Consider the following 14,406-nt stretch of genomic DNA (forward strand, 5'->3'; position numbering starts at 1 on the left):
ATGTAGCTGTGCAGGAAGTGGATCACCAGGGCTTCGCAGCCTGCATCCTTCAACTGTAGTACGGCAGCGCGGAAGGCGGCTTCATCCAGCGCCACCACCACATTGCCATCGGCATCCATACGTTCCGGCACTTCCAGGCGCCATTGACGCGGCACCAGCGGTTCGAAGCTGCCGGTCAGGCCATAGGCAGTAGGCCGGGTGCGGCGGCCAAGCTCCAGGCTGTCGCGGAAACCCTTGGTGGTGATCAGGCCAACCTTGGCCACCTTGCGCTCCAGCAACGCATTGGTGGTAGTGGTGGTGCCATGCACAATGGTTTCGGTATCCGCCAGGGCAATACCGCCCTGCTCCAGCGCCGCCAGCACGCCGAAGGCCTGATTCTCCACTGTGGTTGGCACCTTGGCCAGCGCCACGCGGCCCAGCTTCGGCTCAATGCCGATCAGATCGGTGAAAGTGCCGCCCACGTCGATGCCGACAATCCACGCCATACGCTGTTCCTCACACCGACAGATATTGTTCGCGCACCGCCGCATCGGCGGCCAGCTCGGTCATGGTACCCTGATAGCGGATACGGCCCTTCTCAATGATATAGGCGCGATCCGCCACCATCTGGGCGAAATGCAGGTTCTGCTCCGAGAGCAGCACGGCCAAGCCCTCGGCCTTCAATTGCAGGATCGTCTTGGCCATCTGCTCCACAATCACCGGCGCCAGGCCCTCGGAGGGTTCATCCAGCAGGATCAGGCGTGGATTGCCCATCAGCGTTCGCGCAATGGTCAGCATCTGCTGCTCGCCGCCCGACATGCGGCCGCCGGGGCGATCCTTCATGCGGCCAAGATTGGGAAACAGCTCAAACAGGCGCTCCGGTGTCCAGGTTGGCGCATCCTGGCGCGGCGGCTGGCGCCCCACATCCAGATTCTCCATCACGGTCAATTCAGTGAAGATGCGACGCTCCTCAGGCACATAACCCAGCCCGGCTTGCGCAATGCGGTGCATCGGCTGGTTGTCGATGCGTTTGCCCTCGAATTCAATCACGCCGCTTTGCGCCGGCACCATGCCGATCACCGATTTCATCGTGGTGGACTTGCCGGCGCCGTTGCGGCCCAACAGCACCACCACCTCGCCGCGGCCAGCCTGCAAGGCCAGGTCGGCCAGGATATGCGCGCGGCCGTAATAGGTATTCAGGCCAGAGATCGTGAGCATCAATGCGCCCCCATTTCAGCGAAGGTGGCGCCGGAGCCGAGATACACCGCCTGCACTTCGGCATTGGCGCGCACCTCTGCCGGATTACCCTCGGCAATCAAGCGGCCGCGATTAAGCACGATGATGCGATCAGCCTGGGCAAACACCACGTCCATGTCATGTTCGGTGAACAAAACCGCGATACGATCAGCACGCGCCAGCCGCGCCGTCAGGTCCATCAGCGCCAGCCGTTCGGTGGGCGCCATGCCGGCGGTGGGTTCATCCATCAGCAACAACACCGGCTTGTTGGCCAGGGCCACCGCCAGTTCCACCCGCTTCAGATCGCCATAGGCGAGGATGCCGCAGGGCCGCTCGGCCTGGTCGGCCATGCCAACACGCTCCAGCAAGGCCATGGCTTCATCACGATACATCTCAGTGGCCGGCCGCCATAACGACATCAGTCGGCGATGGAATGACAGCAAAGCCATCTGCACATTCTCGCGCACCGTCATCGAATTGAAGGTGGCGGTGATCTGGAAAGTGCGGCCCACCCCCAAACGCCAAATATCACGTGGCGCCATGCCGATCAGACTCTGGCCATTCAGGCTGACTTTGCCGGCATCGGGTTTCAACTGGCCGTTCAGCATATTGAAACATGTGCTCTTGCCGGCACCATTGGGGCCGATCAAAGCCAGCAATTCACCCGCCGCCACCTCAAAGCCAACATTCTGCACCGCCTGCACGCCGCCAAAGGATTTCTGCAGGCCTTGAACCAGCAAAACGCTCATCGCACCACCTCCACCTGGCGGCCAAGCCCAAGGCGTGCGCCGGCCAGTTTGAGGAAGCCGGCAATGCCCATCGGAAAGGCCAGCACAATCACCAGGATGGTGAGGCCCAGAATAGCGCGCCAATATTCAGTGTTGCGGGCGATGGTATCCTGCAACCAGGTAAACAAGGCTGCGCCGGCCACCGGGCCGGTCAACGTCTGCACGCCACCCAGCAGCACCATCACCAGGCCATCCACCGAGCGAGATACCGCCAGGGTCTCGGGCGAGATGCTGCCCTTGGAGAAAGCGAACAAGGCGCCCGACAGGCCGGCGAAAATGCCAGCCAGCACGAAGCCGAACCACTGGAAGCGCCGCACATCGATGCCGATGGCATCCGCCCGTAACGTCGAGTCGCGGCCGGCGCGCAGCACATAGCCGAAAGGCGCATGCACCACGCGCCACAGGAACAGGATCGAAGCGGCGCAGAGGGTGACGGCCAGATAGTAGAATACCATACGATCCTTGGCCCAGGCACTCGGCCACAAGCCGACCAGGCCATTGGAGCCGCCGGTGAAAGTGTCCCACTGATACACCACCGACCAGGCAATCTGCGCAAAAGCCAGCGTCAGCATGGCGAGGTAAACCCCGGACAGCCGCACGCAGAACCAGCCAAACAGCAATGCACCCAGGCCGCCAAGCAATGGCCCGGCAAACAATGCCACTTCCATCGGCAGGTTGAGCTTGAGCAGGGCGAGTGCCGCGCCGTAACAGCCAAGGCCGAAATAGGCGGCATGACCGAAGCTGACCATGCCAGCGGGCCCCATCAGGAAATGCAGCGTTACGGCAAACAGTGCAAACACCGCCACATCGATCAGCAACACCAGCAGATAACCATCACCAAGCATCGGCAACAGAGCCAGGAAAATCATGCAGAACAGCACGGCATACCAGAATGGCCGGGTGAGCGGATAAAGCGGCGGCTCTACCATGGCGGCGCCACGCTGCACCCCCTGCGGCTTGCCAAGCAGGCCAAGCGGCCGCACCACCAGCACCACTGCCATGATGACAAATTCCACCACCAGGGTGAATTTGGTGAAAGAGAAAGTTACGCCCAGCAGCGAAACATCACCCAGCGCGATGCACAAAGCCTTGGCCTGGGCGATGATCAGCGCGGCCAGGAAGGCGCCGCCTATCGAGCCCATGCCGCCCACCACCACCACCACAAAGGCATCGGAGATCACGGTGATATCAAGCATCAATTGCGCAGGTTCACGCGGTGCCTGGATTGCACCGCCCAACCCGGCCAGGAAGGCACCGAGGAAAAACACGCTGGTGAACAGCCAGCTCTGGTTGACGCCAAGCGCGCCCACCATTTCCCGATCCTGTGTCGCGGCGCGCACAAGCGTGCCCCAGCGCGTGCGGTTCATCAGCAGCCAGAGCAGGCCCAGCACCAGCGGGCCGATCACAATCAGCAGCAGATCATATTGCGGGAAGCGCTTGCCGAATATCTCCACCGCGCCACGCAGCCCGGGCGCGCGCGGCCCCATCAGATCTTCTGCGCCCCAGATGTAAAGCGCGGCATCCTTGATCACCAGCACCAGCGCAAAGGTGGCCAGAAGCTGAAACAATTCAGGCGCCCGATAGATTCGGCGCAACACCAATATTTCAATCAATACGCCAATCAGGCCGACAATAACGGCAGCCAGCAACACACCGCCCCAGAAGCCGATATAGCTGGTGCGGCCAAAATAGTTGATCAGGCTGTAAGCCAAGTAGATGCCCACCATGTACAGCGAGCCATGGGCGAAATTCACGATCCGGCTGACGCCGAAAATGATCGACAGGCCGGCCGCCACCAGAAACAGCGACGAAGCGCCGGCTAGGCCGTTGAGAAACTGGATGGTGACATTCGCGAGCAAGCGGGGCCTCGTCTGGCTGGGCAGGCGGAATACTGACCGGCCCAGGCAAAGCTGAGCCGGTCAGTTTCAGATCAACCGATTATTCGGCGGGACGCATCTTGGCGACTTCGGCATCGCTGGGCAGGAATTTGGCGCCATCGGCATAGTACCAATCCTTCATCGTGCCCTTGCCGTCCTTCTGGGTCAGCTTGCCAACATAGGCGCCCATGGTGGATTGGTGATCCTGCGGCCGATAGGTAATCATGCCGAGCGGCGTTTCATGGGTCAGGCCCTTCATCGCCGCCACCAGTTTTTCGGTATCCAGCGAACCGGCCTTCTTGATCGCCGCCGCCGCCGATTGCACGGTGGCATAGCCGACAATCGAGCCGAGACGCGGATAATCCTTGAACTTGTTCTGATAGGCCGTGCGGAACTTGACATGTTCCGGCGTGTTGATCTGCTCCCACGGATAGCCGGTGACATACCAGTTTTCCGGCGTCTCATCCTTCAGCGGATCAAGATATTCCGGCTCGCCGGCCAGCAGGTTGAACACGGCCACATTCTTGAACAGGTCGCGGGTGCTGCCTTCACGCACAAACTTGCTCAGATCGGCGCCAAACAGCGAGGAGAAGATCGCATCCGGCTTGGCGGCCGCAATGGCATCAGCCACCGCGCCGGCTTCGATCTTGCCCAGCGGCGCTGCCTGTTCGATGACAAATTCGATGCCCGGCTGCTTTTCCAGCATCAGTTTCTTGAACGCCGCCGTGGCCGACTGACCATATTCATAATTCGGGTAAACAATGGCCCAGCGCTTCTTGTTCAGCTTCACCGCATCCGGCACCAGCATGGCGGTCTGCATGTAGGTGGAGGCGCGCAGGCGGAAGGTATACTTGTTGCCCTGGTCCCACACGATCTTGTCGGTGAGCGGTTCGGCAGCAATGAACAGAACCTTCTTCTCCTTGGCAAAGCTGGATACCGCCAGGCCGACATGCGACGGGAAGGTGCCGATCAGGAAGGCCACCTTCTCGCGCGTCACCAGTTCCTCAGCGATGCGCACGGCATCGCCCGGATTGCCGTTATCGTCGCGGCTGACGATTTCCAGCTTCTTGCCGAGCAGGCCGCCAGCGGCGTTGATCTCGTCGACGGCAAGTTCCCAGCCCTTCTTGTAGGGATCTAGGAAGGCGGCAAAATTCTTGTAGGAATTCATCTCGCCGAGCTTGATGGTGTCCTGCGCCGAGGCCGGAGCGGTGAGCCCCGCCAGGCCAAGGCCAATCACGGCCGATGTAAGCAACCAGGTCCTGCGATTCATTTGGTCGTCTCCTAGGTTGGTGTTTCGGTGAACGCAAATAAACTCAACGCAATCCGTCTTCGCCCTTAATCTCATGCACCTGCAACCCGCCGACGCGGTAATGCATGCGCGGCCCGGTGGCCATGGCGATGACATAAACCATTTCATTGGCGCGCGGCGCATCGGGAATGCTCATCTCGAAAGCATCAAAATGGCTACGCACATAGGCCGCGTTGATATGATGCAGCGGGATGTCGATATGCGCGCCCAGGCCGCCCACCTTGGTGACAGATGGCACGATGGCCTTGGCGTCGCCTAATGCGCCGCGCATGCCATAGCCGCCCGGCACATGCCACAGCGCGCCATGCTCCATCTCGCCGCCTTCGCCGATGATGCTGCCCTTGCCATAGGATTCGATGGCAGCCGGATCACCGCCTAGGGCCGCGATCAAACGCTGTGACATCTCCAGGCCCAAGGGTTTCAATTCATCCATGAACGGCATGATGTCGGGTTCATAGCGCCCGGCAAAGGGATTGCGCAGCACGGCGGCAATGCCGGCGCGCTTCAGCGGCTTGTCGGCGCGCGGGCCGCCTTCATGCCAGGCTTCATCGACACTGAGATAGAATTTACGCACATCCACGCGGTTCATCGCCCACCTCCTGCACTCATCAATACACGCTTCTCGGCCCGGCCACGATCCGCCACAACGGTCTCGCCCTGAAGGGTGAGACAGGCGGCCTGAATCGCGCCGCTGCTTTGCAAATCATGCGCCACCGCCAAGCCGGCGGACAAGGCTTCAAGCACCAGCGAAGTCGGCAGCACACCAACATTCTCCGTCACCGGAATATCGCCCAGATCGCTGTCATCCTTGAGTTTATTGGCGGGCATGCGGCGGATCGCCGGATGCTCGGCATTCACCGCATTGGCCACAATCGTGGCAGCGGCATCGGCTTGTGCTGCGCTGGCAGCCAGGATGGTGACGGCATCGGCAATGCCGCGTGAGAAAGACCGCCCGCGCCAGCCCGATGTGGCAATGCCGCCTATGCCCGCATCGGCCTCAATCCGCGCCACGGCATCAATATGCGGCTGCGCCAGATTGCCCACCAAACCGGTGGTGAAATTCTCGCCCGGGCCAAGCCGCAGCGCAATATCACCACCGTTATTCACATAAGCCTTGCGCAAGCCCGGCTCGCCCGTCATGGCCTGCAAGATTTCATCGGCCACTGCGCCGGCCACCGCCGCCATCGGCGTGATGAACATGCCACGATGCGGCCAGCAAGCCATCGTCATGCGCCGCGCTGTGCTGCCGCGCGGCAAGGGTTGCACCGCGCCCAGCGGCTGGCGCAACAACGGCAATTCCGCCACCAATTCTTCCAGGATGGTCTGAAACCGTTGCCAGGCGCGGCGATAAGCGCCCTCCTCCGCCTCGGCTGCGCCCCAGGCCTGAAGCACCAGATCAATCGGCCCATGCTGCAAATGCAGCCGGCGGCCAGCCGTGCCCTGCAGCCATGCCGCCTGCGGCGCCATCAGGCAGCACCCGGGGTCAGGCTATTCGGTCCAAGCCGGGTCAGCCGCGTCTCGCGCAACACATCCTCCAGCCGCACCACATGATCCATATGGCCGCCCAAAGCGGCGTAATCCTCGCGCGTCATGGTGAATTCAATCGGCGCCACCAAAGCCGGCGTAGGCACGTAGCCGAAAGAATTATCCGGCATCGCCAGCACATCCACCATGTAGGTGATGCCGCCACCGGGCCAGACAAATACCGGCGCGCCGCCGGAGGTCACCCGGGTCAGGCGATCCTTCACACTGATGGTCAGCCGCACCGGATTCTCGGTCACGCCGGCACGCAGGCTGCCGCCGGCGCCGGCCATAAACAGCACAGTGCAGAGCGACGGTTCGCAATTCTCGGCGATACGCTCCACCACCTTGGTGATCGGCGCCGGCATCTCGGCCGGCTGCGGCTTGAGCTGATCGTCCAGCACATACCAGGCACTATGCTCGCCGGTGGTGGAAACCATCAGCAGCCGCATGCCCGGCCAGGCCGTGGCGGCATCAATCTTCTCAATGATATCCAGCGGGTCGGACACATTGGTGCCGCCCCAGCCCAGGCCCGGCTCGGCCACCTGGAAATAGCGCCCCGGGGTGGATTTGCGGCCACGCACCCGGATGCCGGCCAAGGGCATGTCAAGAAAACGCCCGGCCTGATGTTCGCTCAGCACGCCGGTGATGTGGTCATCCACCACAATCACTTCATCAACATGGCCGTGCCATTGCTTGGCGAAGATACCGATGGTGGCCGAGCCGCAGCCAACCCGCATGCGCTGCTCCGGCGTGCCGTTGACAATCGGTGCCTTGCCGGCCTGGATCACCACTTCCGACCCGCCATCAATGGTGACGGTCACCGCCTGCTTGTTGGCGAGCTTCAGCATCGCATCGCAGGTGGTGGTGCCTTCCTTCTTGCTACCGCCGGTCAGGTGATGCACGCCGCCAAGCGACAGCATCTGCGAGCCATATTCCATCGTGGTGACATGACCGATGGCTTCGCCATTCACCCGCACCGCCGCCTGTTCCGGGCCGAGATAGCGGTCGGTGTCGATCTTCACCTTGAGGCCGCAATAACTGAAAATGCCTTCAGTCACCACCGTCACCATATCAATACCCTGGTGTTCGGAAGCAACGATGAATGGCGCCGGCTTGTAATCCGGATAGGTGGTGCCGGCACCGATGCCGGTGACAAAGGCCGGCTGCGGAGCCATTAGCTGGCCGTCCCAGGCTTCACTGCCGGCCAGGAATGGCACTACGTTTCGGCCCTGCACGGCGGCCTGTTCGGTCACCACCAGCGGATCAACCCGGGTCAGCACACCCGCCACATTGGCGTAGCGGTCGCAGGCACCGGTCTTGCCCGGGCGGATGCGACACAGCACCGGGCAGGCATCGCAACGCACCAGTTCCGCATCCTTGTCCTTGACTGCCAGCGCGTCAGTCATGCCGCCGCCTCCTCTTGCTGCCGGATCAATGCCCGCAGACGATGCGGCAGCAATGGCACTTGGGTAACCCGCACATCCACGGCATCGCGGATCGCGCCCAGGATCGCCGGCGCCGTTGGCACCAGGCCAGGCTCGCCCACACCCTTGGCGCCGTATGGCCCAAGCGGTTCGGCATCTTCGATCAGCAACACCTCGATCTCCGGCATGTCGCCCACCGTGGGGATCAGGTAATCATGCAGGTTTTCGCTGCGGCCGGGGATGTATTCCTCAAGCAATGCCAGCCCCAACCCTTGGGCGATGCCGCCATGGATCTGGCCTTCCACCTGCTGCGGATTGATCGCGCGGCCCACATCATGCGCCGCCACCATGCGCAGCACCTTCACCTTGCCCAAGGCCGGATCCACTTCCACCAGCGCAATCTGCGCCGCGAAAGCATAGCTGGCATAGGGCACACCCTGACCATTGGCATCCAGCGGCGTGGTGGGCGGATCGAAGCGGCCCTGGCCGAGCAGCACATCCTTGCCGCCTTCCAGGCAGGGCAGGCTGCCAAGCGCGATGCGATGGCTGTGGCCGGCATCGGCAATCACCAGCATATCGCCGTCCAGTGTAATGCGGGCCTGTTCGCCGGCATTGGCCAGGCGCAAAATCTGGCGACGCAGATCAAGCCCGGCCAGTTCAGCCGCCTTGCCGGAAACAAAAGTCTGGCGCGAGGCCGAGGTTTTGCCGGCATCGGCGGTCAGGTCGGTATCGCCGGCCACCAGATCAAACAGCGCCATCGGTGCGCCAATCGCATCGGCGACGATCTGGGTCATGATGGTGTTGGAACCCTGGCCCACATCCAGCGCACCGTTATAGAGCGTGAAGCGGCCATCCTGGCGCAAGGCAACACGCATCACTGACGGATTCGACATCGAGGTGTTGCCGATGCCATACCACATGCAGCCGATGCCAACGCCGCGCCGCAATTGTTTGCGCCGGGCATTGAAGCGCGCTGCGTCATCCTGCATAGCCTGCCAATGTGGCGCCAGTGCATCCAGACAGGCGCCAAGCCCGGCGGAATGCTCCATCACCTGGCCGGTAGCGGTGGCCTGGCCGACGCGGATGGCATTGCGGCGACGAATTTCCAGCCGGTCCAGCCCCAATTGCCGCGCCAGATCGTCCAGCAATGTCTCATGCGCAATCGCGGCTTGCGGCACGCCGAAACCACGAAACGCCCCGGAAGGTGGCGCATTGGTGAAAAACGCACTGCCCCAGTTATGCACATGCGGCACAAAGTAAGGCCCCGTGGCATGCACCGGCACGCGATTGGCCACGGTGGGGCCCCAACTGGCATAGGCGCCGGTATCAAAATCTGCATTGGTGCGCACCGCCAGCAGATGGCCCTCTGCATCACAGCCGAATTTCGCCGTCACCGTGGCGGGATGGCGCTTGGTGCTGGCTGCCATGCTTTCCGGCCGCGTATAGATGCAAGCCACCGGCTTGCCAAGTTGCCAGGCCGCCACGGCGATCATCGGCTGCACCGAAAGATCAAGCTTGCCGCCAAAGCCGCCGCCGCAGGCCGTCGGCACAATCCGCACCTGCTCGGGCAGCAGGCGCATCACGCCGGCCACTTCGTCGCGGTCCATATAGGGCGTCTGGGTAGTGGCGTGGATTTCGATCCGGTCGCCAACGCGCTGCGCCCAGCCGGCTTCCGGCTCAATATAGGAATGCTCCACAAAGGCGGTCTGGAACTGGCCTTCGGCCACAGCGGCGCAGACGGCGAAGGCGGCATCGGCATCGCCCTTGATCACACCACCTTCCAGCAGCAGGTTACCCGGCTTGTCGGCCTGCACCAGCTTGGCGCCGGGCGCCTTGGCAGCGGCCACGCCATGCAGCGGCGGCTCCACTGCATAAACAATCGGCAGATCGGCATCACGCACCGCCTCCACCGCTTCGCGGCTGCCCACCACGGCCAGCACGGCTTCGCCGCGATAGCGCACCAGACCATCAGCCAGCACCGGCTGGTCCTTGATATCGGGATAGATGCCATAGCCGTTGCGCGGAATATCGGCAGCGCTGAACACGCGCACAAGGCCGGGATATTGCGCCAGCAAGGGCGCGGTATCGCCCAAGGTGAAGGTGGCCCGATGATGCGGGCTGCGCAGGATACGCAGCCACAGGGCATCGGCGGGGATACTGTCGGCGCCGTATTTCTCGCGCCCATCCACTTTGGCCAGGCCATCCACCTTCACACTGCGCGCCCCCACGGCAGCGCCGGCTTCAGGTGCTGCGGGCAAGGGCTGGTGCCGCGCAGTATCCAGGATCGCCTCAACAATCTTCTGATAGCCGGTGCAACGGCACAGCACGCCGCCAATGGCATCCAGCACGTCATCACGGCTCGGCCGGGCATTAGCCGCCAGCAGATCGGTGGCCGCCATCAGCATGCCCGGCGTGCAGATGCCGCATTGCGCCGCGCCATGGCGCAGAAAGGCGTTTTGCAGCCGCGACAGCGCGCCATGCGCCTGCAAGCCTTCCACTGTCACCACCGGCTTGCCCTCGGCCTGGGCGGCCGGGGTGAGACAGGCGCAAACCTGGCGGCCTTCCAGCATCACGGTGCAGGCACCGCAATCGCCGGCATTGCAGCCGATCTTGGTGCCGGTGAGGCCGAAATCATCCCGCAGCACATCGGCCAGCCGCTTGGCCGGCGAACCGCTATACTCGCGCGCGGCTCCATTCACGATCATCCGCATGGCATCAACCCCGCGCTTGTGCCGCAGCGACCAGCGCCCGGCGGGTGAGAGTAAGCGCCGCCTCACGGCGGAATTCGGCATCGGCGCGCATGTCGTCGATTGGCGTCAGCGCGGCAAAATGCTCGGGCTTGGCCTTGTTCGCCAGGCCGGCATTCAGCCGGCGGCCAATCAATTCGGTTTCCAGGGCCGGCAGGCGCTGCGCCACCGCCGAACAGGCACCAATCGCCACCGAGGCGCCCTGCACCACGCCGCCGGCTTCCTCCAGCACCACCCCCACCATGGCAATCGAGATCACCAGATAGCGCCGCGCGCCAAGCTTGAGGAAAGTGCTGCGCGCGGCATGGCGCGGCTTCGGCACCAGGATGGCGCTGAGCAATTCACCCGGCGCCAAGCGGGTCTGGCGGTTGCCGGTGATGAAATCGCCCAAAGCGAGTTCACGCCGGCCAATCTGGCCCTGCTGGGCCATGCGGCTCAATTCCACCCGCGCCCGCATCGCCAGCAAGATCGGCACACCATCGGCAGCAGGCGAGGCATTACACAGATTGCCGGCGATGGTGCCGGCATTCTGAATCTGCGTGCCGCCCACATCCCGCGCCGCCAGCCGCAAGCCATCAAATAGCGGCGGCAGTTCGGCATTGCCGGCAATCTCGCCCCAACTGGTGGTGGCGCCAATGCGCCAATGGTCCTCGGCTTCGCTGACACCACGCAATTCGGGGATCGCAGTGATATCGAGCAGATCATCGTCGAGCGGCTTGCCCACCTTGGCCGGGTAATAATCCGTGCCTCCGGCCAGGATCAAGGGAACGGCGCCGACCGCAGCGCCGAGATGCTCAAGCGCCTGCGCGAGACTGGCTGGGCGTACATAAACCGCCATGTATTCTAAACCCCCACCCTGCTTATAACTCATTTGTGTGCATATGATGCTGCCGTGTGATTCGAAAAAAAGCAACGTCAAAAAATAGGCAAAATCGATCCGTAAACGCATAAAATCGCGACAGTTTGCTTGAATGAACAACAGCGCATAACTGGGTTGAGTTTGCATTGCTTGAAATTGAGTGGGGAATGTGTTTTTAGGCTGGACGCCGCCCCAAACTTGATTATATGTACACATATGAACTCGGCTGACCCCAGATCAGCGTCGGGTTCGCCCGCCGCCAGACCGGATCGCAAAAACCATGACCTCCTCCGCCGCCGCAACCATAACCGTTGAAGCCGTCGCACCTGCCGCCAGCCATCCCGCGCTCAAGCCGGGCGGCAATCTGCGCGAGGAAACAGTGACCTATGTGCATCACTGGACCGACACACTTTTCACCTTCCGCACCACGCGCGATCCGTCCTTCCGTTTCATCAACGGCCAGTTCGCCATGATCGGCTTGATCGTGGATAACAAGCCGCTGCTGCGCGCCTATAGCATGGCCAGTTCCAATTATGAGGAATTCCTCGAATTCTTCAGCATCAAGGTGCCAAACGGCCCGCTTACTTCGCGGCTGCAACACCTGAAAGTGGGCGACCGCATCATTGTCAACCGCAAGCCCACCGGCACGTTGTTGCAGGACAACCTGCTGCCCGGCAAGCATCTTTATCTGCTGGCCACCGGCACCGGCCTGGCACCGTTCATGAGCATCATCAAGGATCCGGATGCCTATGAGCGTTACGAGAAAGTGATCCTGGTGCACGGCACCCGCACTGTCGGCGAACTGGCCTATCAGGACTACATCACCCGCGAATTGCTGGAGAATGAATTCCTCGGCGAAGCCGCGCGCGAAAAGCTGATCTACTATCCGACCGTGACCCGCGAAGATTATCGCAATCAGGGCCGCGTCACCGATCTGATCGCCAACGGCAAGCTGTTCAACGATATCGGCCTGCCGCCGCTGGATATCGCGCAGGACCGTGTCATGCTCTGCGGCAGCCCCGAAATGCTGCGCGACATGCGTGCTTATCTCGACGAACGGCAGTGGCAGGAAGGTTCCACCACCGGCGCCGGTCACTATGTGATCGAAAAGGCTTTTGTCGAGCAGTAAGCCGCTTCAACAAGTCTGCTATTAGAGCGTGATGACATCACCGCCGGGCCAGCCCGGCGGTTTTGTTTTGCGGCCAGCCGCAGGCTAACGCAGCAGCCAGCAACGGCGTGGTGAAAAAGACATAGCCCTTGCCTTCCCAATTGCCGAACGCTGCCAGCGTGATCTCGGCCATGCCGAATAATTCACCAACACCCACGGCGGCAAAGGGCAGAAACATGCCGAACCAGATGAAACGGAACCATGCCGCGATATCGGCGCCGCGCCAGCCCCGGTAAAGCCAGATCAGGAGCAGCAGCCAGAGCAGCATGGTGGCAATCTGGTAGAGGGTTGTCCCACTTCTGGCGCCGCGGCCAAAAACATGCAGCGGCTGATAAAACAGCGATAGCGTTTCAGCCCAGGCATAGAAAAAGCCGTGGATCGCCGCGCCTGTCAGCGCCGCTATGCCGGCAAAGATCAGGGCGCGCCTGCGATCGATCTTGAACAGGCATAGGGCCAGCAAAATAGGCAGCAACACAAACGGCACCCGGGCGGTGGCGATAAAGGCCGCCAACACGGCACAGAGCAATAACCAGCCCGGATTGTGGTAGCTGCGATACAGCAAGGCCGTGAGCGCCACCGCGGCCAGCGAGAAGGCCAGTAGGTCATGCGCAACAACGCTCATCTGGAAGAAACAAACGCATATCAGCAACAGCGCCACATATAAATTGGCGCGCCACGCAGCCATGCCGGCAAGCAGGCCGGCGGAAAGCATCAGATAAAACGGCGCCATCAGATAGATCAGGCCGCTGAGCGTAAGCGGCGCATTCAACAGCACCCAGCCCGGCCCCGGACTGATGGGCGCGCCGTCAGGCAGCAAGACCGAATAAGGGTGCCGGCCAGCCGCAAGTGCCAGCGCTGGCTCGATCAAGGCATCCGGCGCGCTACTGGGAAATTGCACCAGCCGTGTTGCCGGATAGAGCTGATGATTGAGCAAGGCCAGGCCAGCGCAGCCAAGCATCCACCAGAGCTGCCGCCCAGCCAGGCCGGGCCGCAGCGCCAGAATGCGATCCAGCAGCACCAGCGGGGAGATGAAAACAACGCAGTAGATCAGCCAGGGCAGCCAGAATGCGGCATCTAGCCGTTTGGCAAAAAACGGCATAGCCGTAACCAACGCTATGCCGATGAAACAAAGCAGCGGCGCAGCCGCAGCAGCATCGTTTTTTTTCAGCAGCCCCGGCAGCACTTGGCTCAGGTGATGCGTTTGAGCAATGCCAGCAACTGCGCCTGCTCGGCCGTCGAAAGCGGGCCGAGTGTCACCTGACTGACTTTGGGGCCATTCGAGATCAGGCTTTCCACCAGCACACGACCGGCCGGCGTCAGGCTCAGATAGCGGCGCCGCTTGTCATTCTTGTCCGGCCGATGGGCAATCAGTTTGCGCACTGCCAGACGACGGATCACGCCCTGGATCGTCGCCGGGTCCATCGCGGTCAGGCGGCCAAGATGATTCTGCGACAATTCGCCGGCCTCATAGAGCTTCACCAGCGCGGCATATTGC

13 protein-coding genes are annotated in these 14,406 nt (G+C 62.1%); 1 reads left to right on the top strand and 12 read right to left on the bottom strand.

Annotation, left to right across the window (positions count from 1 at the left end; genetic code table 11):
• The 10 genes from KBB36_RS18975 to KBB36_RS19020 form a co-directional block, all read right to left on the bottom strand.
• The coding region (locus KBB36_RS18975; RefSeq protein ID WP_290984766.1) for a hydantoinase/oxoprolinase N-terminal domain-containing protein at nucleotides 1-485 on the bottom strand (485 nt) is incomplete at its 3' end.
• A 10-nt stretch (nucleotides 486-495) separates the two neighbouring features.
• The gene (locus tag KBB36_RS18980) at nucleotides 496-1,197 is read right to left on the bottom strand and encodes an ABC transporter ATP-binding protein (RefSeq protein ID WP_290984769.1); all 702 of its coding nucleotides are present in this window, start codon (nucleotides 1,195-1,197) and stop codon (nucleotides 496-498) included.
• Nucleotides 1,197-1,964 (bottom strand): ABC transporter ATP-binding protein, encoded by a 768-nt coding sequence (locus KBB36_RS18985; RefSeq protein ID WP_290984772.1) that lies wholly within the window; start codon nucleotides 1,962-1,964, stop codon nucleotides 1,197-1,199. The genes KBB36_RS18980 and KBB36_RS18985 overlap by 1 nt, the downstream gene beginning before the upstream one ends.
• On the bottom strand, nucleotides 1,961-3,862 hold the full coding sequence (locus KBB36_RS18990; RefSeq protein WP_290984775.1) for an ABC transporter permease: 1,902 nt from the start codon (nucleotides 3,860-3,862) through the stop codon (nucleotides 1,961-1,963). Before KBB36_RS18990 ends, KBB36_RS18985 begins: the two co-directional genes overlap by 4 nt.
• Before the next feature lie 79 nt (nucleotides 3,863-3,941).
• Nucleotides 3,942-5,150, bottom strand: coding sequence for an ABC transporter substrate-binding protein (locus tag KBB36_RS18995; RefSeq protein WP_290984778.1), 1,209 nt, complete (start codon nucleotides 5,148-5,150; stop codon nucleotides 3,942-3,944).
• 43 nt (nucleotides 5,151-5,193) lie between these two features.
• A complete protein-coding gene (locus KBB36_RS19000) occupies nucleotides 5,194-5,778 on the bottom strand; it encodes an amino acid synthesis family protein (RefSeq protein ID WP_290984781.1) in 585 nt (194 codons plus the stop codon).
• Nucleotides 5,775-6,656 (bottom strand): UPF0280 family protein, encoded by an 882-nt coding sequence (locus KBB36_RS19005; RefSeq protein ID WP_290984784.1) that lies wholly within the window; start codon nucleotides 6,654-6,656, stop codon nucleotides 5,775-5,777. Before KBB36_RS19005 ends, KBB36_RS19000 begins: the two co-directional genes overlap by 4 nt.
• On the bottom strand, nucleotides 6,656-8,119 hold the full coding sequence (locus tag KBB36_RS19010; protein ID WP_290984787.1) for a 6-hydroxynicotinate reductase: 1,464 nt from the start codon (nucleotides 8,117-8,119) through the stop codon (nucleotides 6,656-6,658). The genes KBB36_RS19005 and KBB36_RS19010 overlap by 1 nt, the downstream gene beginning before the upstream one ends.
• A complete protein-coding gene (locus KBB36_RS19015) occupies nucleotides 8,116-10,842 on the bottom strand; it encodes a molybdopterin cofactor-binding domain-containing protein (protein WP_290984789.1) in 2,727 nt (908 codons plus the stop codon). Before KBB36_RS19015 ends, KBB36_RS19010 begins: the two co-directional genes overlap by 4 nt.
• A 10-nt stretch (nucleotides 10,843-10,852) precedes the next feature.
• The gene (locus tag KBB36_RS19020) at nucleotides 10,853-11,722 is read right to left on the bottom strand and encodes an FAD binding domain-containing protein (protein WP_290984792.1); all 870 of its coding nucleotides are present in this window, start codon (nucleotides 11,720-11,722) and stop codon (nucleotides 10,853-10,855) included.
• Between the two features lie 301 nt (nucleotides 11,723-12,023).
• Between KBB36_RS19020 and KBB36_RS19025 the strand changes: the two genes are divergently transcribed.
• On the top strand, nucleotides 12,024-12,872 hold the full coding sequence (locus KBB36_RS19025) for a ferredoxin--NADP reductase (RefSeq protein ID WP_290984795.1): 849 nt from the start codon (nucleotides 12,024-12,026) through the stop codon (nucleotides 12,870-12,872).
• Nucleotides 12,873-12,909: 37 nt separating this feature from the next.
• On the opposite strand, the gene KBB36_RS19030 is transcribed toward KBB36_RS19025, so the two are convergent.
• Together KBB36_RS19030 and KBB36_RS19035 are read right to left on the bottom strand one after the other, a co-directional pair.
• Nucleotides 12,910-14,010 carry a hypothetical protein gene (locus tag KBB36_RS19030; RefSeq protein ID WP_290984798.1) on the bottom strand — a complete coding sequence of 367 codons (1,101 nt, stop codon included), beginning with the start codon at nucleotides 14,008-14,010 and terminating at the stop codon, nucleotides 12,910-12,912.
• Between the two features lie 89 nt (nucleotides 14,011-14,099).
• On the bottom strand, nucleotides 14,100-14,406 hold a 307-nt coding region (locus KBB36_RS19035; protein WP_290984801.1), incomplete at its 5' end, for a MarR family winged helix-turn-helix transcriptional regulator.

The sequence above is a fragment of the Ferrovibrio sp. genome (genome assembly GCF_017994015.1).
Taxonomy (GTDB): domain Bacteria; phylum Pseudomonadota; class Alphaproteobacteria; order Ferrovibrionales; family Ferrovibrionaceae; genus Ferrovibrio.